At 68.2% G+C, this 17,282-nt stretch carries 23 protein-coding genes and 1 pseudogene; 18 read left to right on the top strand and 6 right to left on the bottom strand.

The window, feature by feature from the left end:
• The first annotated feature begins 54 nt into the window (after positions 1-54).
• From OSC30_RS12860 to OSC30_RS12830, 7 genes are all read left to right on the top strand, one after another.
• The gene (locus tag OSC30_RS12860) at positions 55-945 is read left to right on the top strand and encodes an acyltransferase (protein WP_267172260.1); all 891 of its coding nucleotides are present in this window, start codon (positions 55-57) and stop codon (positions 943-945) included.
• A gap of 218 nt (positions 946-1,163) precedes the next feature.
• Positions 1,164-2,075 carry an alpha/beta hydrolase family protein gene (locus OSC30_RS12855; RefSeq protein ID WP_267172259.1) on the top strand — a complete coding sequence of 304 codons (912 nt, stop codon included), beginning with the start codon at positions 1,164-1,166 and terminating at the stop codon, positions 2,073-2,075.
• 205 nt (positions 2,076-2,280) lie between these two features.
• Positions 2,281-3,243, top strand: a complete 963-nt coding sequence (locus OSC30_RS12850) for an ABC transporter ATP-binding protein (RefSeq protein WP_267172258.1) — start codon at positions 2,281-2,283, stop codon at positions 3,241-3,243.
• Positions 3,243-4,004 (top strand): ABC transporter permease, encoded by a 762-nt coding sequence (locus OSC30_RS12845; RefSeq protein WP_267172257.1) that lies wholly within the window; start codon positions 3,243-3,245, stop codon positions 4,002-4,004. The genes OSC30_RS12850 and OSC30_RS12845 overlap by 1 nt, the downstream gene beginning before the upstream one ends.
• 73 nt (positions 4,005-4,077) lie before the next feature.
• Positions 4,078-4,557 (top strand): hypothetical protein, encoded by a 480-nt coding sequence (locus OSC30_RS12840; RefSeq protein WP_267172256.1) that lies wholly within the window; start codon positions 4,078-4,080, stop codon positions 4,555-4,557.
• Positions 4,558-4,808: 251 nt separating this feature from the next.
• The gene (locus OSC30_RS12835; protein ID WP_267172255.1) at positions 4,809-5,405 is read left to right on the top strand and encodes an OmpH/Skp family outer membrane protein; all 597 of its coding nucleotides are present in this window, start codon (positions 4,809-4,811) and stop codon (positions 5,403-5,405) included.
• A gap of 98 nt (positions 5,406-5,503) precedes the next feature.
• The gene (locus OSC30_RS12830) at positions 5,504-6,292 is read left to right on the top strand and encodes a hypothetical protein (RefSeq protein WP_267172254.1); all 789 of its coding nucleotides are present in this window, start codon (positions 5,504-5,506) and stop codon (positions 6,290-6,292) included.
• A 54-nt stretch (positions 6,293-6,346) separates the two neighbouring features.
• On the opposite strand, the gene OSC30_RS12825 is transcribed toward OSC30_RS12830, so the two are convergent.
• Positions 6,347-6,874 carry a DUF4405 domain-containing protein gene (locus tag OSC30_RS12825; protein WP_267172253.1) on the bottom strand — a complete coding sequence of 176 codons (528 nt, stop codon included), beginning with the start codon at positions 6,872-6,874 and terminating at the stop codon, positions 6,347-6,349.
• A 136-nt stretch (positions 6,875-7,010) separates the two neighbouring features.
• Here OSC30_RS12825 and OSC30_RS12820 point away from each other — a divergent pair, with 136 nt between their 5' ends.
• Complete coding sequence (locus OSC30_RS12820; protein ID WP_267172252.1) at positions 7,011-7,409, top strand: hypothetical protein; 399 nt, start codon at positions 7,011-7,013, stop codon at positions 7,407-7,409.
• 65 nt (positions 7,410-7,474) lie between these two features.
• Positions 7,475-7,894: a hypothetical protein gene (locus OSC30_RS12815; RefSeq protein ID WP_267172251.1), complete on the top strand. Its 420-nt coding sequence runs from the start codon at positions 7,475-7,477 to the stop codon at positions 7,892-7,894.
• Here OSC30_RS12815 and OSC30_RS12810 read toward each other — a convergent pair.
• A pseudogene (locus tag OSC30_RS12810) lies at positions 7,894-8,049 on the bottom strand (HupB); the annotation flags it as partial. The gene OSC30_RS12815 and the pseudogene OSC30_RS12810 overlap by 1 nt on opposite strands.
• Positions 8,050-8,277: 228 nt before the next feature.
• Here OSC30_RS12810 and OSC30_RS12805 point away from each other — a divergent pair.
• Positions 8,278-9,201, top strand: coding sequence for a M14 family metallopeptidase (locus OSC30_RS12805; protein WP_267172250.1), 924 nt, complete (start codon positions 8,278-8,280; stop codon positions 9,199-9,201).
• Here the strand turns inward: OSC30_RS12805 and bla are convergent.
• Entirely contained in the window at positions 9,198-10,073 is an 876-nt protein-coding gene (gene bla / locus OSC30_RS12800) for a class A beta-lactamase (protein ID WP_267172249.1), read from the bottom strand. The genes OSC30_RS12805 and bla overlap by 4 nt on opposite strands.
• A gap of 221 nt (positions 10,074-10,294) precedes the next feature.
• On the opposite strand from bla, the gene OSC30_RS12795 reads away from it, so the two are divergent.
• Positions 10,295-10,690 (top strand): hypothetical protein, encoded by a 396-nt coding sequence (locus OSC30_RS12795; protein WP_267172248.1) that lies wholly within the window; start codon positions 10,295-10,297, stop codon positions 10,688-10,690.
• A 120-nt stretch (positions 10,691-10,810) separates the two neighbouring features.
• On the opposite strand, the gene OSC30_RS12790 is transcribed toward OSC30_RS12795, so the two are convergent.
• Positions 10,811-10,999: a hypothetical protein gene (locus tag OSC30_RS12790; RefSeq protein WP_267172247.1), complete on the bottom strand. Its 189-nt coding sequence runs from the start codon at positions 10,997-10,999 to the stop codon at positions 10,811-10,813.
• A 182-nt stretch (positions 11,000-11,181) separates the two neighbouring features.
• Here OSC30_RS12790 and OSC30_RS12785 point away from each other — a divergent pair, with 182 nt between their 5' ends.
• From OSC30_RS12785 to OSC30_RS12765, 5 genes are all read left to right on the top strand, one after another.
• Positions 11,182-11,649, top strand: a complete 468-nt coding sequence (locus tag OSC30_RS12785) for a DUF1203 domain-containing protein (protein WP_267172246.1) — start codon at positions 11,182-11,184, stop codon at positions 11,647-11,649.
• Between the two features lie 258 nt (positions 11,650-11,907).
• Positions 11,908-12,117 carry a hypothetical protein gene (locus OSC30_RS12780; protein WP_267172245.1) on the top strand — a complete coding sequence of 70 codons (210 nt, stop codon included), beginning with the start codon at positions 11,908-11,910 and terminating at the stop codon, positions 12,115-12,117.
• A 59-nt stretch (positions 12,118-12,176) separates the two neighbouring features.
• Positions 12,177-12,665, top strand: coding sequence for a hypothetical protein (locus OSC30_RS12775; RefSeq protein ID WP_425474753.1), 489 nt, complete (start codon positions 12,177-12,179; stop codon positions 12,663-12,665).
• Positions 12,643-12,843, top strand: coding sequence for a hypothetical protein (locus OSC30_RS12770; RefSeq protein ID WP_267172244.1), 201 nt, complete (start codon positions 12,643-12,645; stop codon positions 12,841-12,843). The genes OSC30_RS12775 and OSC30_RS12770 overlap by 23 nt, the downstream gene beginning before the upstream one ends.
• The gene (locus OSC30_RS12765; RefSeq protein WP_267172243.1) at positions 12,840-13,394 is read left to right on the top strand and encodes a GNAT family N-acetyltransferase; all 555 of its coding nucleotides are present in this window, start codon (positions 12,840-12,842) and stop codon (positions 13,392-13,394) included. Before OSC30_RS12770 ends, OSC30_RS12765 begins: the two co-directional genes overlap by 4 nt.
• A gap of 30 nt (positions 13,395-13,424) precedes the next feature.
• Here OSC30_RS12765 and OSC30_RS12760 read toward each other — a convergent pair whose 3' ends face one another.
• Positions 13,425-15,572: a hybrid sensor histidine kinase/response regulator gene (locus tag OSC30_RS12760; RefSeq protein WP_267172242.1), complete on the bottom strand. Its 2,148-nt coding sequence runs from the start codon at positions 15,570-15,572 to the stop codon at positions 13,425-13,427.
• Positions 15,573-15,827: 255 nt separating this feature from the next.
• On the opposite strand from OSC30_RS12760, the gene OSC30_RS12755 reads away from it, so the two are divergent.
• On the top strand, positions 15,828-16,049 hold the full coding sequence (locus OSC30_RS12755; RefSeq protein ID WP_267172241.1) for a hypothetical protein: 222 nt from the start codon (positions 15,828-15,830) through the stop codon (positions 16,047-16,049).
• Positions 16,050-16,062: 13 nt separating this feature from the next.
• Here the strand turns inward: OSC30_RS12755 and OSC30_RS12750 are convergent, their stop codons facing one another.
• The gene (locus OSC30_RS12750; RefSeq protein WP_267172240.1) at positions 16,063-16,272 is read right to left on the bottom strand and encodes a hypothetical protein; all 210 of its coding nucleotides are present in this window, start codon (positions 16,270-16,272) and stop codon (positions 16,063-16,065) included.
• A 196-nt stretch (positions 16,273-16,468) separates the two neighbouring features.
• Here OSC30_RS12750 and OSC30_RS12745 point away from each other — a divergent pair, with 196 nt between their 5' ends.
• A complete protein-coding gene (locus OSC30_RS12745; RefSeq protein ID WP_267172239.1) occupies positions 16,469-17,005 on the top strand; it encodes a hypothetical protein in 537 nt (178 codons plus the stop codon).
• The last annotated feature ends 277 nt before the right edge of the window (positions 17,006-17,282 follow it).

Here is a 17,282-nt window from a genome sequence, read left to right as displayed (position 1 = left end):
GGCGTTCGCGTCCACGCGCTACGCTGCGGCCTCCCCACGACGGCCCCCTTGTCCATGTTCGCTTCGATTCCGGCGCTGCTGCGCGTTCCGCTCGCCATCCTGCTGCTGATCGTCAACACCGTGCTGCACGTGGTGGTGCTGTTCGCGCTCACCCTCGTGAAGCTGTTGCTGCCGTTGCACGGCGCGCGCGTGGTGCTGTCGCGCGCGCTGGTGGCGATCGCGGAGAGCTGGATCGGGGTCAACAGCGCGTTGTTCGACCTGTTCACCCGCACCCGCTGGCACATCGAGGGAGTGGAGGGGCTCGAGCGCGACGGCAACTATCTGGTGCTTTGCAACCACCAGAGCTGGGTCGACATTCCGGTGCTGCAGAAGATCTTCAACCGGCGCATCCCGTTCCTGCGCTTTTTCCTCAAGAGCCAGCTGATCTGGGTGCCGTTGCTTGGCCCGGCCTGGTGGGCGCTGGATTTTCCCTTCATGAAGCGGCACTCCCGCGAGGCGCTGGCGAAGCGCCCGGAACTTGCCGGCAAGGACCGTGAAACCACCCGCCGCGCCTGCGAAAAGTTCCGCCACCTGCCGGTGTCGGTGATGAACTTCGTGGAGGGCACGCGTTTCACCCGCGCCAAGCACGACGCGCAGGGTTCGCCGTATCGCCACCTGCTGCGGCCCAAGGCCGGTGGCGTCGCGTTCGTGCTCGACGCGATGGGCGAGGGCCTGCACGCCATCCTCGATGTCACCATCGTCTATGCGCAGGACGCCGGGTCCCTCATGGATCTCATCGCCGGACGCATCCGCGACATCCGCGTGCATGTCCGCCAGCGCGCCATCGGCTCGGGGCTGCGCGGCGACTACGAGAACGACCCGGCCTTCCGGGAGCGCTTCCAGGCATGGGTCAATGCGCTGTGGGCGGAGAAAGACGCCGAAGTGAAGCGGTTGCTGGCGCAATAGGAAGGCAGCGGGGGCGAGCCGGTCGGGGTCCAGCGGGCATCAAATTGGGCGAAAGTTGGGGGGGGGCGCCGCAACCCACGGCGATGCATGACGAACGGCGCATGGCGACGCCCGACGGTTGAGCCTAAAAGATCAGACACGGCCGGAGCCATGTGGCGCCGAGGCCTGCCCGCACGCTGTCGGAGCGAACCATGGCATACCGCATCGGGCTCATCACCTTGCTGTTGCTGGCGCTGCTGCCCGGCGACCGGGCCCGCGCGGCGTCGACCGAACGCCTGCAATTCGCGCCGGTGACCTTGCCACGCTATGCCGACTACAAACACATCGAGCACTACGCGCCCACCGTCGAGTCCTACCGAGAGGCCCGGGACGACCCCCGCTTCGTGATGGAACGGGTCACCTACAGCAGCGATGGCCTGCGGGTCTACGCGTACCTGTATCGCCCACGTTCGGTGCCCGAGGGGCAAAAGCTGCCCGTGATCGTTTTCAACCGCGGCAGTTACGTCCGCGATGATTTTTCGCCGGAGTTTCTGATGCCGGCGCACCGGCTGGCCGGGCAGGGGTACCTGGTGATCGCGCCGATGCTTCGCGGCAGCGGCGGCGCGCCCGGCCATGACGAGATGGGCGGCGCCGACGTCGATGACATCTTCAATATCGTGCCGGTGCTGAAGGAGCTGGGCTACGCCGATACCGATCGCCTGTTCCTTTACGGCGAATCGCGCGGTGCCATCATGAGCATGATCGCCGCGCGTCGCCATTTCCCGGCGCGCGCCATCGCCGTATATGGCCTGACAGCGGATTTTTCGATCCTGATCGGCCCGGGCACGCCCGGTCGCAGCCTTGCTCCGAACATCTGGCCGCAGTTCGGCCGCGAGGAAGCACGCATCGTCGAGACCCGCTCGCCGGTGCGATGGGCCGACCGCATCGACGCGCCGGTGCTGATCATGCATGGCGCGGACGATCAAACCGTACCGCCGACCCAGGCGCTGGATATGGCCCGCGCCCTCATGCGGGCGGGCAACCCCTACGAACTGAAGATATTCCACGGTGCGAACCACGTCCTGACCGGTCGTGCCGCGGAACGGGACGGCGATGCGGTCGCCTGGTTCAGGCGCTTCGATCGTCCGTAGCTCGGGCCGGCCAAGACCGGCTCTCGCGGGCCGCTTCACGCATGCCGTGCTTGCCTGGCGGGCGTTTTGCGGGTGCCCGGACTGCATCGACCGACAGCTCGCGTTAGGATGCCCCGACGACGCGGGCCTCCGCGGACGATATCGCTCCCCATCCCCAAAGGAACGCCATGAGCACGCATCGCGCAACGCGGCGGGGTGTCCGCCGATGACCCTGCTGCATACCGAGGCGTCCGCGCCTGTGACGGCCGATCCGATCATCGTCGTCAAAGGCGTGGACAAGACCTACGGCTCCGGCTTCCAGGCGCTCAAGCCGATCGATCTGAGCATCCGTCGCGGCGAGATCTTCGCGCTGCTAGGCCCCAACGGCGCGGGCAAGACCACGCTGATCAGCATCATCTGCGGCATCGTCAACCCCGGCAACGGCTCGATCACGGTGGACGGCCACGACGTGGTGCGCGATTTCCGCGCCACCCGCTCGCGCATCGGCCTGGTGCCGCAGGAGCTGACCACCGACGCCTTCGAGACGGTGTGGAATACCGCCAGCTTCAGCCGCGGCCTGTTCGGCCTGCCTCCCAAGCCGGCGCACATCGAGCAGGTGTTGCGTGACCTTTCGCTGTGGGACAAGCGGGACAACAAGATCCTGACCCTCTCCGGCGGCATGAAGCGCCGCGTGATGATCGCCAAGGCGCTGGCGCACGAGCCGAACGTCTTGTTCCTGGACGAGCCCACCGCCGGCGTCGATGTGGCACTGCGGCGCGACATGTGGAACCTGGTGCGGCGGCTGCGCGACAGCGGCGTCACCATCATCCTGACCACGCACTACATCGAGGAGGCCGAAGACATGGCCGATCGCGTGGGCGTGATCAACAAGGGCGAGCTGATCCTGGTGGAACAGACCGCCACGCTCATGCACAAGTTGGGCAAGAAGGAGCTCACCCTGCAATTGCACGATCCACTGGCGGCGATTCCGCCGTCGCTCTCGGCCCATGCGCTGGCGTTGTCCGCCGACGGCAGCGAACTGACCTACACCTACGACACCCAGGCCGAGCACACCGGCATCACCGCCTTGCTTGGCGACCTGGCCGCGGCGGGCATCCGCTTCCGCGACATCAGCACGCGCCAGAACACGCTGGAAGAAATCTTCGTCGACCTGGTGAGGAGCCGCTGATGAACTGGTATGCCATCCGCGCCATCTACAACTTCGAGATGGCCCGCACGCGGCGCACGCTGATGCAGTCGATCGCCTCGCCGGTGCTCTCGACCTCGCTCTACTTCGTGGTGTTCGGCTCGGCCATCGGCTCGCGCATCACCTCGGTCGAGGGCGTCAGCTACGGCGCGTTCATCATCCCGGGCCTGATCATGCTGTCGCTGCTGATGCAGAGCGTGTCCAACGCCTCGTTCGGCATCTACTTCCCCAAGTTCACCGGCACCATCTACGAGATCCATTCCGCGCCGGTGTCGTTCGTGGAGATCATCGCCGGCTACGTGGGGGCGGCGGCGACCAAGTCGGTGATCGTCGGGGTGATCATCCTGGCCACCGCGCGCCTGTTCGTGGACTACCACATCGCCCATCCGCTCCTGATGGCCGCGTTCCTGCTGCTGACGGCGATCACCTTCAGCCTGTTCGGCTTCATCATCGGCATCTGGGCGGACAATTTCGAGAAGCTGCAGGTGATCCCGATGCTGGTGATCACGCCGCTGACCTTCCTCGGCGTCAGCTTCTACTCCATCCACATGCTGCCGCCGCTGTGGCAGAAGATCACCCTGCTCAACCCGGTGGTCTACCTCGTCAGCGGCTTCCGCTGGAGCTTCTACGACCTGGCGGACGTCGGCGTCGGCGCCAGCCTGGCGGCCATCACCGGTTTCCTCGTCGCCTGTTTGGTCACCATCGGATGGATCTTTCGCACCGGGTACAAGCTCAAGAGCTGACGCCGGCGGGCTGCCGAACACCCCATAATGCGGGACTCGGCTCACCTGCCGATGATCGAACCAGGGCGGCTCCATGGATAGGCCACGGCTGAAGACCCTCTACAAGGCGATTTTCGGCTATGCCGTCATGTGCCTGGTGCTGGGGAAAATGCTGCAGGTCGTCACGGTCGTTCTCGGCTTTGGGCTATTGATCGTTGCGTACCTGGGCCTGGAATGGGTGGCGACTCCACTGGTTGCCGCCTATGCCGGCGTACAGAGCCGTTGGTCTCCCCGGCGGGCGCTGTGGGCGGGCATTCCGCTCTTCGTTGTGTTCACTGTCGTGACGCCCGTTGTCGATTCCGGTGCCAGTGCCCTGCCCATGCCGGTGCCTTGGCTTTCCGTCTTTCAGGCGAAAAAAGCCGAAGTGTTGCCGGTGATCGAAATGCGCCTGGCCTGGTGGGCATGCGTGTACGGCGTCGCGTATGTATTGGGGCTGTTCAGTCGCCGGTTCAGGCCGGCCGGCAAGGCTGGCATAGACACCGTGCATGAGGCCGAGGGAGCCAAGCCGGACTGACTCGATCGCTCCACGATGTCTTCCGGAGCCCCGGCGTGCCTGGGTTTCCCTGTGGTTTTCGTCCACGGTAGCCGCCGATGCCTCTTCTGTGGTCTGCGCCAACGGCGCGCGCTTGTGGCCGCCGGCTACCTGGTAGCGATCATTCGCGAGTTGCGCGTGGCGCGGGCAAGGATTGGTTATGCTGGGGAACCGACGGCCCGCCGCCGGGGTCCACGGACCATGTGCATCAGCCAAGACAGGATTTCCACGACATGAATCTGCATCGTTCGCTGCTCGTCGCTTCGCTGGTCGCCGCGGCCGGCCTTTCCATCGTCCCGATGTCCGCCGCGCAAGCCGCGGAGAGCCTCGGCGGCAACGCCGTGCCGGGTGTGTGCCTGCTTTCGCGCGAGGCGGTCTTCGCACAGTCCAAGGTGGGCCAGGCGGCGAGCCAGCGGTTGGGCCAGTTGGCGCAGCAGGCGCGCACGCAGCTGGACAACCAGCGCAAGCCGCTCGATACCGACCTGAAGAGCTTCCAGCAGAAGGCCGAATCGTTGAGCGAGGCGCAGCGCAAGCAGCAGGGCGAAGCCCTGCAGAAGCGCGTGCAGACGTATCAGGGCCAGGCCGGCGAGCTCAACCAGCGCATCCAGTTGACCCGTACCAAGGCGATGCAGCGCATCGGCCAGGATGCCGAGCCGCTCGTCGCCAGCACCTACAAGAGCCACCATTGCGGCCTGCTGCTGGACCGCGATTCCGTCTTGGGCGGCAACATGACCAACGACCTGACGCCCGATGTGATCAAGGGCCTGGATGGCAAGGTCACCACGATCAGCTTCAACCTGGAGCCGCTGCCCAGCAATTCGGGCAAGTAAGCACGCCGGTCGATGCCGCGGCATCACCAGGCAGGCGGTAGTCGAAGGGGCGGGCCGGGACCCGCCCCTTCGGTTGCCCGGCCCCCGCAGGGACGCCGATGATCGGCAAGCTCTTCGCCAGGTTCAGAAGCGGTAGCCCGCAGGCAGCCGCGCCCGTCGCGCCGAAAGCTGCCGATCCGGCGGAAGAAGCCCTGCTGCGCGTCATTGCCGAGGAAAGCGGCGCCGATCCGCTGATCGGAGCGAAGGTCGCCGCCAAGGCCGTCACGCGGCGGCTCATGGATGCGATGAAGACCGGGCAGGGCATCCACGTCGAATCGCTGCTGTGTGCGCTCGGCGGGCTCGCCGGCTACGCCTGCCAGGCGGCCACGCGGGCGGCGGCGGTTTCGCAGGGGTTGGACGGGGCGGCCGCGCTGGTGCGCGTCGAAACCGCCGAGGGCGGCATCCTGTTCTTTGGCGATGAGCTCAACCGTCTGCTGGTGCATGCGCGCTATTCGGTCTGGGGCGTCGCCGCCGGCGGCGCGCAGCCGGCAGGCTGCAACGACCTGCCGGACATGGACGAGATCTTCGAATACGTGGCCGGCGCGGTGGGCACGCCGGCTTTCGGCATCCCGCGCCTGCCCGAGCAGCACCGGCCGCACGATACGCCCGTCCGCTACGTCACGCGCTGGTGGCCGGAGCTCCAGCCGATCCTCGCGCGGTACTGCGCCGATCCCGGCCATTGGCCGGTGGCAGTGAGCCTGTCGGTGCAGGAAGTCATCGTGGCCGCCAAGCCGGTGCTGGAACCGGGCCTGGCGCTGCGCCTGGCGATGGAGGCAGCCGTGTCGATGTCGAAGATCGATCTGGCGGCCACCATGCCGCTTACCGCGGGCCGGGCGCCCGGCCGCTAGGCATTCGCGCCGCCGTCCTGGCGCCGCACGCCATGAACAGCGCGGCACGGCGCGTCAGTTGCGTCCGGACGCCTTGCTGTCGGACGCAGAGGCAGGCGCGGTCATCGAATAAAGCACTTCGGTCGCCCGCACCGACGAGGCGGCGGCGATGGCCGTGATCGTCTGATCCACGGATGTGGCCTTGTAGCCTCGCGCTTGCAACTGCTGCAGCAGCACCCGGGGAGTCGCGCCGAGCATCGGGGCGAGCTCGGCCAGGCTGGCCCGGGTCATCAGCGCCACGGTCTGCGACGAGGGACTGCCGCCTCGGCCCTTGCCGGCGGTCAGCGCGAACGGCACCGCGCCGATCACGCACAACAGCAGGGGAATCAGCAGGGTTTTGCGCCTGGCGTAGGCCAGCAACGGCTTCCAGTTCTTCCACAGGTGCAGGGCGAAGGGCGCCAGCAGCAGGAGGCTGAGCCATTCGTGCATGGCGTGGAACGTGCGCGGCGCCCAATGGAAGAAGAGTGCGACGCCGGAGACGGTGGAGACCAGGAACAGCCCCGCGGTGAGCGGCGTGCCGTAGCGGTGCATGAAGTTGCCCAAGGGAGTGCTTCCGTGTCGTGCCGAGCCTTCGATAATGATATTTATTCGCATTATCTGCAAGTGGCCAGGTCGGGTTCGTTTCGATGGAGTACCTTCGCCAGGCGCCTGCATTCCAGCGCAAGCAGCCGGAGAACCCGTGCCATCCGTTTTCGCCAAGCTCAACCTCAAACAACAGACCGCCGTCCTGGTGCTCGACGCACCGGCAAGCTTCGAGACGGAGCTGCGTGCGCTCGAGGGCGTGGCTGTGTTGCGCGATCTGCGCCAGGCATCGGACGTTTCGTTTGCGCTGGCATTCGTGACCCGGCAGGCGGAACTCGACGCGGTATCGGAGGCCCTGGCGGCCAAGGCGCGCGGCGACGCAGTGCTGTGGTTTGCCTATCCCAAGAAGACGTCGAAGCGGTACGCATGCGAATTCAACCGGGAGAGCGGCTGGGACGTCATCCGGGGGCTGGGGTTCGATAGCGTGCGCCAGGTGGCGATCGACGACGACTGGTCCGCGCTGCGCTTTCGTCGCAACGAATACATCGGCAGCTAGCGCTACGGGGCGGGGGGAACTGCCGCGCCGCTGGGTTTCGCGTGTGTTCGTCGAAAGGGAGTGAGATGGACTGGATCAGTGCAGAACGCGTGGTCGTCGCGCTTGCATGGATGCTCGTGGGTGGCTGTGCCATCCATCCACGCGAGCCGGGGGTGGCGCTTGCCGCCCACGCAACGGGCGACGGCCGCCAGCCGGAGACTGCTGTGCGCTTCGGACCGGTGCGCGGCGGTCCATTGGTGTTCGTCATGGCCGAACTCGCGTGGCTCGATGGGCACGCGTACACGCGCATCGAGGGCGTCCAGACCAGAACCGTGCTGTTGCCGGGATTGACCACGAGGTTCCTGCATGCCTGGCCGGTGCGCGATGCCGGCGGCCACGTGTTGACGATCCACTTCGACATGTCGCAGATGGTCCTGCCACCGACGGCCGAGGATCATCGGCCACACGTCCAGCCCGCGCATAGGCGGGCCGGACCGCTGGACTAGGATTTCTTGCCGCCGCCATCCTGCTTGTTCACCGTCGCCCACGCGATGCGCTCGGCGGTGTCCTGCGACTTGCCTTCCTTCTTCTCGCTCTCTTCGATGTGGTGAGCCTCGCGCTTCTGCTTGTCGGTATACGAGGATTTGTCGCCCTGGGACATGGCTTTGGCTCCTGTGACGGTTGCCTCCAAGTTAGTGCCCTGGCGGTTAACGCAAGGTCTCCGCCGGCCGTCGGCCATGTAAACGCGATCACGGCCCCGCCCAGGCGCCGCGCGATCTGGCCGCCCGCTGCCGGGCGCCTGTGGAGCGGCCATCGCGGGTCCGGGCGCATTCCCACGGGGTGATACAGTGCGTCGCTTTCCTTCCGCGGCTGCAGAGCGAGCGACCTGATGACGACCCAAGCGACCTACCCGATCGGTACGCCCGGCACGCCCTGGGGGCCCGCGGAAGTGGCCACCTGGTTGTCCGGACAGAGCCGCAAGCGCAGTTACCAGATCGACGTGCTGGAGGCGGTCGAGGGGTTGCGTTCGCGCTTCGACGTGGAGCAGTACGGCAGCCTGGATTACCGGCCCGACAGCTATCCGCTGTTCGCGATCAAGAGCCGCCAGTGGCGCGACGAGCTGCCCTGCGTGCTGGTGACCGGCGGCGTGCATGGCTACGAAACCAGCGGCGTGCATGGCGCGCTGCGGTTCGTCGACAGCCATGCGCAACGCTATGCCGGTCGCGCCAATCTGATGATCGTGCCGTGCGTCAGCCCGTGGGCCTACGAGCGGATCCACCGCTGGAATGCGCACGCGATCGACCCGAACCGCTCGTTCCATCAGGACAGCCCGGCGCAGGAATCGGCCGCGCTCATGCGCCTGGTCGAGCCGCTGCGCGACCGCGTGCTGGTGCACGTCGATCTGCACGAGACCACCGACACCGACGAGTCCGAGTTCCGCCCGGCGCTGGCTGCGCGCGACGGCGTGGCCTACGAGCCGGGCGACATCCCCGACGGGTTCTACCTGGTCGGCGACAGCGAGAACCCGCAGGCGGACTTCCAGCAGGCGGTGATCGCGGCTGTGGCCGGGGTCACCCACATCGCGCCGGCCGACGCCCATGGGCAAATCATCGGCTCGCCAATGGTCGCGCCCGGCGTGATCAACTATCCGCTCACGCAGCTGGGCCTGTGCGCCAGCGTCACGAATGCGCGTTTCAAGACCACCACCGAGGTCTACCCGGACAGCCCGCGCGCGAGCGCGGAGCAATGCAACGAGGCCCAGGTGGCGGCCGTTTGCGCGGCGATCGATTTCGCGCTGGTGAGTAGCGGCTAGCTCGCGGCGGCGATCCTGCCGACCGCGGCGAGTACCTCGCTGCGCACGCGCGCGTCGACATCGGGCGCGGCGTAGTAGGCGGTAACCAGCAGCGGCGCGCGGTCGGGCGGAAACACGATGGCCACGTCGTTGCTCTCGCCCTGGGCGCCGCTGCCGGTCTTGTCGCCGGCGCTCCAGAGCGGCGGCAGGCCGGCGCGCAATTTGTCGGTGCCGGTCAGGCAGCCGCGCATCCAGTCCAGCAGCCGCGCCCGCGACGCGGGCGAGAGCGCGTTGCCGAGCAGCAGCCGGTGCAGGGTGTCCAGCGCGGCGTCGGGTGAGGTGGTATCGCGCAGGTCACCGGGGTGGGTGACATTGAGGTCCGGCTCGATGCGGTCCAGCCGGGTCACCTGATCGCCCAGGCCGCGCACGAAGCCAGTGACCGCCGTGGGCCCTCCCAGCGCCGCCAGCAGCAGGTTCGCTGCGGTGTTGTCGCTGACGGTGATCGCGGCCGCGCACAGTTCCTCCAGGCGCATGCCCGGCGCGCCGGTACGCAGGCGGGTCACCGGCGCGTAGCTCAGCAACACGTCGCGTCCGAACACGACGCGCCGCTCGAGCGATTCGTCGCCGCGGTCGACCCGCGCCAGCACCGCGGCCACCGCCAGCACCTTGAACGTGCTGCACATGAGGAACCGCTCGCTGCCGCGGTGTGCGACGCGGCCTCCGTCGCCGGTATCGAGGATGGCCACGCCCAGCCGCCCGCCATGGCGCTGCTCCAGCGCGGCGAGCCGACGGACGGGATCCGCCTCGCGTGCGGTGCTTGCGGCAGCCTTCGCCAGCGAGGCGGGGAGGAGGGCGCCCAGCAGGCTGCCCTTGATGAAATCCCGGCGTTTCATGGATGAGCCCTTGTGGCAGGTATCGGTTACCGATTCTGCCCGGACGACGTGCCGTTTTGCAGGCGGGCCCCGGGCACCGCCGGGGCACCGGATGCCTGCCGGCGGGAAGCGTTGCAAGCGATCCGTGATGGGCCTACGCTCGGTTGCGGGGTGCGGTAGCGAAGGTTGGTATGGACGTTCAATGGCCGGCGGGTAGGGCCGGCGCAACCGGAGGGAGCGTAATGAACAGAGCTCTGTTTTTGGTACCCATGCTGGCGCTGCTCGCGCCAATGGCATTCGCCCAGCAAATCATCAGCCATGACGCCATGACCAACACGCGTGAGGCTGGCTGGGGCAATCACCAGGCCTGGATCAACTCGATGGCCAATCTGGACGAGCTGCGGGTCAACCTGGCACAGGCGTGGCAGGGCATGGGCATGTCGCCCCAGGCCGCCAAGCTGGTCGCCGATGCCTATGATCCCGAACGCGCCGCCCGGATGCCGCATGCGTCGTTGAACGGAAAGAGCAACCAGGAAGTCGCCCAGATGATGCAGATTGCCCTCAAGGAACAGCGTTATCTGGCTGCCGACCAACTGCTGATCGATTTCCTGGGCCGCAATGCGAAAAAGGCAAAATGACCTAGGCCGAGAGCTGCGCCCCGTTCGCGACAGTTCGGGGCAAGGCCAAGGCTGCCCGCCGGGTGGTGAAGCCTGGGCTTCAGACTGGCGTGAACGCAGGCGGGCGGCAACGGGAGGGCGTCAGCGGCGCACGTAATCGTCGGCCGGTCGCTCCCCTTTCTGGCGCTGGTTGTCCTCGCCGGTGTCGTTCTTCGCCTCGCCGCTGGCATTGGTGTCGCCGGGATGCTTGGGCACTTCCTCGCCCGGGCTGCCGCCGGCGCGCTTGTCATGGTCGGGACCGTTGCCTTTGCCTGGGTGGGATGTGTTCATGCGTTTCTCCTGCGGGAATCCGCGGCCATTCTGGCCGGGGGTCCGAAAGCGCGCGTGAGCGATGCGTCGAGCGCCAGGCCATGCGGAGCCCCAGGCGGCCGCCCGGTGGTGGCGCAACAAACGGATGGCGCCGTGGGAGCCACCAGCCCAGGCTTGCTCCACCGAAAGTTGGAGTAAACGTCATGGCTTTCCGCATCCGCGGGCTTTCGCCCGAGCCTTTCCGTCACCTGTTCGGCCTGGACGCCGCCGCGTTGGCCGCCGTCGGCGTGCGCCGCCACGTGGTCGAGCACGCGCCGGGCGTGCCCGATCGCATCGAGGTACGCGACCTGCAACCGGGCGAGACGGCGCTGCTGCTGAACTACACGCACCAGCCAGCCGACACGCCGTTCCGTGCCAGCCACGCGATCTTCGTGCGCGAGGGCGCCACGATGGCCTGCGATGTGGTCGACCAGGTGCCCGAGGCGATCCGCATCCGCCCGATCTCGCTGCGCGCCTTCGATAGCGACCACATGATGGTCGAGGCCGGGCTGGTGCCGGGCGACGACCTGGAAGACGCGATCGAGCGCATGTTCGCCGACCCCGCCGTGGCCTACTTGCATGCGCATTACGCCAGGCCGGGCTGTTATGCGGCGCGCATCGAACGCGCGTAGCCCGAGCCGCGCGGATGCGTCCCCTCGTGAGTGTCGCGGCTGGCTGGAACGGCCACGCTCGACCGGTGGCGTTTCCCGATACACCGAGGCGAATTCATCTTCGCGTGATGCCTGCTGCGTCCACCATGGGCGTCGCCGGCACGCAGCACGCCGTGCCGGCGCAACCGCGGTGCCCGCCGATCCGGCCGGTCGCGCCTGCTTGCGTTGAGGCGCCGCGGCCGCAAGATCGAACCGTCCCCACCCACGAGGAGCCCCTCCATGCAGCACACTCACCATGAGCGCACTTTCGAGGACAGCGGCAAGCAGTTCGTGGCGATCCTCAACGAACAGCCCGACGGCCTGCTGAGCGCCACCGTGCGCCTTCCGGACGGAACCCTGCGCGTGGTGCCGGGCGAACACTTCGGCAGCGAGGACCAGGCGCTGGCCGCGGCCACATCGTTCGCGCACGAGCTGGTGGGATCCTGCTAGGTTTCCATGCCCGCCAGCGGCCCGCGGTCGCGCGGACGCGCGAGGGCTGGCCATGGCTCGTGTTTGGCATCGCGTGGACCTCGCCCAACACCCTGCTTGGCTTGTTCGCCGGCGCCTTCGGCCTGGCGATGGGCGCGCGGATGCGATGGCAACCGCGCGCGCGGGCGCTGGTGTTCGCCCGGATGCGATGGCCGGCGCCAGGTGCGCTGACCCTGGGCAACGTGGTCCTGCACACCGGCGAGAGCCTCGACGTGGCCTGCCACACCTACGCTCATCGCGCGGGATGGGCCGTCGAGCCGTGTGTATCGCTCGTCGACCACGAGCGCGCTCACGTCTACCAGTACATGGCGCTGGGTCCGCTGTTCCTGCCGCTTTATCTGCTGTGCGGCGGCGTGAGCGTGCGCAACCGGTTCGAACGGGCGGCCGATCGCTACGCGAGCCACGGTCGCGGCTGGTGGCCCTTTGCGCCGTCGCGCGAAAGACGCCGCTGGCGCACACTGGGCGCTGCCCCCGGGGATGCCGAACATGACCGACCCGCTCGACCTTGAAGACCTGGTCCATCTGGCCCGCGTGGCCGAAGGACGCGGCGCCGACCTGCCCGAGGCGGCGGTGAGGCGACTGATGCAGGCAGGCGTGGTGCGCCGTCCCGGGCACGTCTGCGAGGGCGCGCCGGTGCTGGAGCTGACGCCCGCGGGACTGGCGCTGGTGCGCTCGAGCGACCAGTGAGCGGTGGCAGGCTGCGCATCGGCGCGGCGCGTGCGGACGAGTTCGACGCGCTGGGGCAACTGCTGGTGGACGTCTACACGCGGCTGGAGGGTTTTCCCGGCCCGGACGAGCAGCCGCGCTATTACGCCCTGCTGGCGAACATCGGCCAATTCACCCGCAAGCCGCAGGTGCAGCTGCTGGCGGCGCACGACACGGAAGACCGCCTGCTGGGCGGCGTGGTGTATTTCGGCGACATGGCGCACTACGGTTCCGGCGGCATCGCCGGAACGCTCACCGAAGCTTCCGGCATCCGCCTGCTCGGCGTGGCACCGGCGGCGCGTGGCATGGGCGTGGGACGGGCATTGACCGAAGCCTGCATTCTTCGGGCGCGCGAGCGCGGCCACGCGCGCGTGGTGCTGCACACGACGCGGGCGATGCAGGTCGCCTGGGGCATGTACGAGCGGCTGGGTTTCGCGCGTGCGCCGGCGCTGGATTTCATGCAGGGGGATCTGGCGGTGTTCGGTTTCAGCCTCGAGCTGGGAATCGGTCCGTCGGCCGGGCCCATTCCCTGAGCGACGCCGGCGGGGCGAACGCAGCACCGCTCAACCGCCGGTATCTGTGCCAGCGCCCAGCATGGCGCGGATGCGTGATCCCAACGACTCCATCGCGAACGGCTTGGCCATCACCTGCATGCCCGGCTGCAGCGTGCCGAGCGCGGCGTTTTCGGCGTAGCCGGTGATGAACAGCACCTTCAGTCCCGGGCGCGTGACGCGTGCCGCGTCGGCCAGCTGCCGCCCGTTGATGCCGCCCGGCAGGCCCACGTCGGTCACCAGCAGGTCCACGCGCACCTGCGAGGCGAGCGCGCGCAGCGCCGACGCGCCGTCGGCGGCTTCGATCGCCGTGTAGCCAAACTCGCGCAGCACCTCGCCGACCAGCATGCGCACCGTCGGTTCGTCATCGACCACCAGCACGCACTCGTCGGCGCTGGCCGGCGGCGCGTCTGCCGGGTCGCTTCCGCGCGTGCCCATTTCCGGGCGGCCTTCGTGCCGGGGCAGGTAGATCGTCACCGTGGTGCCGCGGCCGGGGCTGGAGTCGATTCGTACCTGGCCGCCGCTCTGCCGTGCGAAGCCGTACACCATCGACAACCCCAGCCCGGTGCCCCGGCCCTGCGGTTTGGTGGTGTAGAACGGGTCGAGCGCGCGCGCAACCACCTCCGGCGGCATGCCGGTGCCGGTATCGGTCACGTGCAGCGCCACGTAGGGCCCGGGCACCATGTCCAGCTCTTTCGCCGCCGCGGCATCGATGTGGCGGTTGGCCGTGGCAATGGTCAACCGCCCGCCCTCGGCCATGGCGTCGCGCGCGTTGATGCAAAGGTTGAGCAGTGCGTTCTCCAATTGATTGGGATCGCACAGGATGGTCCACAGGTCGTCGGCGCCGGCCACTTCCAGATCGATGTGTGGGCCGATGGTGCGCCCGAGCAGCTCGGTCATGCCGTGCACGAGCGCGTCGAGGCCGGTCGGCCGCGGTTCGAGCGTCTGCCGCCGGGAGAACGCCAGCAGGCGCTGGGTCAGCGCCGTGGCGCGGTCGGCCGCGCCGCGCGCGGCGGCGAGGTAGCGGTCCACGTCGTTGTAGCGGCCCTGGTTCACCCGCCGGTGCAGCAGATCCAGGCTGCCGACAATGCCCGCCAGCAGGTTGTTGAAATCGTGCGCCAGGCCGCCGGTGAGCTGGCCCACCGCTTCCATCTTCTGCGCCTGGCGCAGTGCATCCTCCGTCTGTGCGCGATCGAGGGCCTCGGCGTGCAGCGCATCCACGGCGTCGCGCAGTTCGGCGGTGCGCGCGTCCACCTGCGCCTCGAGCGTTTCGTTGAGGTGGCGCAGTGCGATTTCGCCCTCGCGGAGTTTTTCCTGCGCCATCCAGCGCTGCGTGATGTCCTGGCCGATCTTGAAGTACCCGCTCAACTCTCCGAGCGAGTTGCGCAGCGCGACCAGGTGCCCTTCGATGAATACGCGCGAGCCATCCCGCCGCACGTGCCAGCGCACATCCGGCGCCACGCCCTGTTCGCGGGCTATGGCCATTTCCTTTTCGGGCCGGCCGGCTTCGCGGTCCTCGGGCGTGAAGATGACCGCGCCGGATTGGCCGATCACCTCCTCGGCCGACCAGCCGAAGATCGCCGCTGCGCCCGGAAGCCATTCGGTGATGCGCCCCTGGACGTCGATGGTGAGGATGGCGTAGTCGCGGGCGCCCTGCACGATCAGGCGCAGCCGCTCCTCGCTTTCGCGCAGCGTCTCCTGCACCTGTCGGCGGGCGGTGACGTCCACCACCACGCCGATGATCTCCTCGCCGACCTTGCGCGCGGCGAACAGACCCCACCAGCGCGAGCCGTCCTTGCGGAAGTACTGTTTTTCGTAAGGGGTGCTCTCACCGGTGGCCTGCAACTGCCTGGCGGCGTGCCGCGAAACATCGTGGAATTCCTCCGGCGTCAGCTGCTGCCATGGCAGGCCCAGCGCCCCCTCGCGGGACAGGCCGGTCATCAGGAGAAACCCTTCGTTCACGTCGGTAAGCGTGAGGTCCGGCGCCCACAGGGTCACGCCGAGCGTGCGCATGGCGAACAGGCCATCGAGCCGTTTGCGGCTTTCCTGCAACGCGGTCTGGCTGGCAACCAGCGCGGCGCGCAGGCGCGCGTTCTCAGCTTCGAGGGCGGCTTCGCGTTCCGGGCGGTCGGGATCATCGGGTTCGCGGTTCGCAGTCATCGCCCCGGGCGCGAGCGTGTCATCGGCGTGCACTCGCGCGGACACGAGAAATGCGCAAGCCGGCCGAGCGTGTGATTGCCGCCGGCAAGCCGATGTGTAGGTTCCGTTCAACGCGCTTTTTCCCGCGTCAGGCGGATCGAGACGATGATGACCGCACGCGCGCGGGAACTTCACTGTGCCCAACGTAGGCTGGCCCCACCAGTGGCGAGCCCGGGCGTTTGCGCCGGTCCGCCCTTACTGTGCGGGAGTCCAGATTTGGATGCCGACCACCTGATCCAGGCCAACGCCAAGACCGAGCGGTTGCGCTACGACGGCTTCCGCACGTTCCTGCTCGGGCGCGACCCGACCCGGCGCCTGGCCGATGCCTTCGCCCGCCAGATCGTGGCGCGCGGCGAACAGGCACGCTTCGGCTATCCGGGCGATGCCGCGGACGCGACCATTGCGAAGGATTTCTATTACTGGGTGTGCGAGTCCTGAAGGACGGCCAAGATCAGCGGCGCGCGCGCGCCAGTTCGGCTGCCTGGCGCTGCTCGGCGCGACGCCGGTCCTGCGCCGCAAGCAGCAGCTGGCGGCGGGTCGGCGGCATGATCGGCGCTTCGTTCGGAATCAGGCCCAGGTACCGCCCGAGCCGGATCGCCTGCTGGCGCCATTTGCCCGCGGGCCACACGGAGTGGTGGGGAAGCTGTGCATGGCTGTTCATATGCGCATCCTTGGAACTCGAAACGGGAGCCGTGGCGGCGCGCGGTTCGCTGCCCGGACGCTGAATGTGCACCGAACCGTGTTAGCTGCCCGTAATGCGAAAGCTATGACCGTGGCGATGAGCCCGCCCGGCGCCATCGACGCTGCCCTGACGGGCCCCGCGCGACACTGTGACAAATCAGCAACGGGACGGCGCCATGGGCAACGAACACGACAAGCGCGAACCGATCGGCGGGCCGATGGCCCCCGACGCCGAAGGCAAGACCGCTGGCTCCAACACGCAAAGCCAGGGCGGCATCAGCCACAAGGTGGCCCGCTCCGCGCGCGAGGATTTCGACCCCGCCGCGGGGCTGCCGGGCGGCTTGCCCAGGGTCGATCCGCCGGGCATGTCGCTGGACCAGGGTGGCCGGGGCGACAAGGGCAGTGCCGGGCAGGGCTTCAGCGGCGACGATGGCGACCATGTGCCGTCCGACAGCACCGGCGTGCCGGCTTCGCGCAACCTCGGCGCCGCGGCCGGCCTGGGCGCGCAGCAGGACGCGCGCGTGCATGGGCTTCCACGCGACCCGGCCGACCGCACCACCGGCGCCGACACGCCCAATCGCGGCGGTACGGCCGGTTCGCCCGGCGGCCCGGCACGCACGGCGTCGGCGCACGTGCCGGGACAGGAAACGGACGAGGGCGTGATCCAGGGCGGCCAGAGTGGCAACGATGCCCAGCGCGACCAGCAGATCTAGCCGTTTAAGCGCTTTTGCTGCCGCCAGCGTTCCCCGATGGTGCCTGCCATGGATCGCCATCCCGAGGGAATCGGCAATGTGGCGGACCGTGCCGTGGCGCACGCTCCGTCGTGCGAGTCAGGAAACGTCAAGGTATCGGGCCAAAAGCGGTGCTAGGGTCCAAACCTCTGGGCCGACACGGCTGGTGGCCGCCCGAGGGGCAGACACCCGCCAAGTGCCCGTTAGCTAGCAAGGAGAAGGTGCAATGCTCAATTCGACATTCCGATGGACGGCGGGA

The organism is Frateuria hangzhouensis (genome assembly GCF_026410505.1).
In the GTDB taxonomy this organism is placed as follows: domain Bacteria; phylum Pseudomonadota; class Gammaproteobacteria; order Xanthomonadales; family Rhodanobacteraceae; genus Frateuria_A; species Frateuria_A hangzhouensis.
This window is presented reverse-complemented; position numbering and strand designations above follow the sequence as displayed.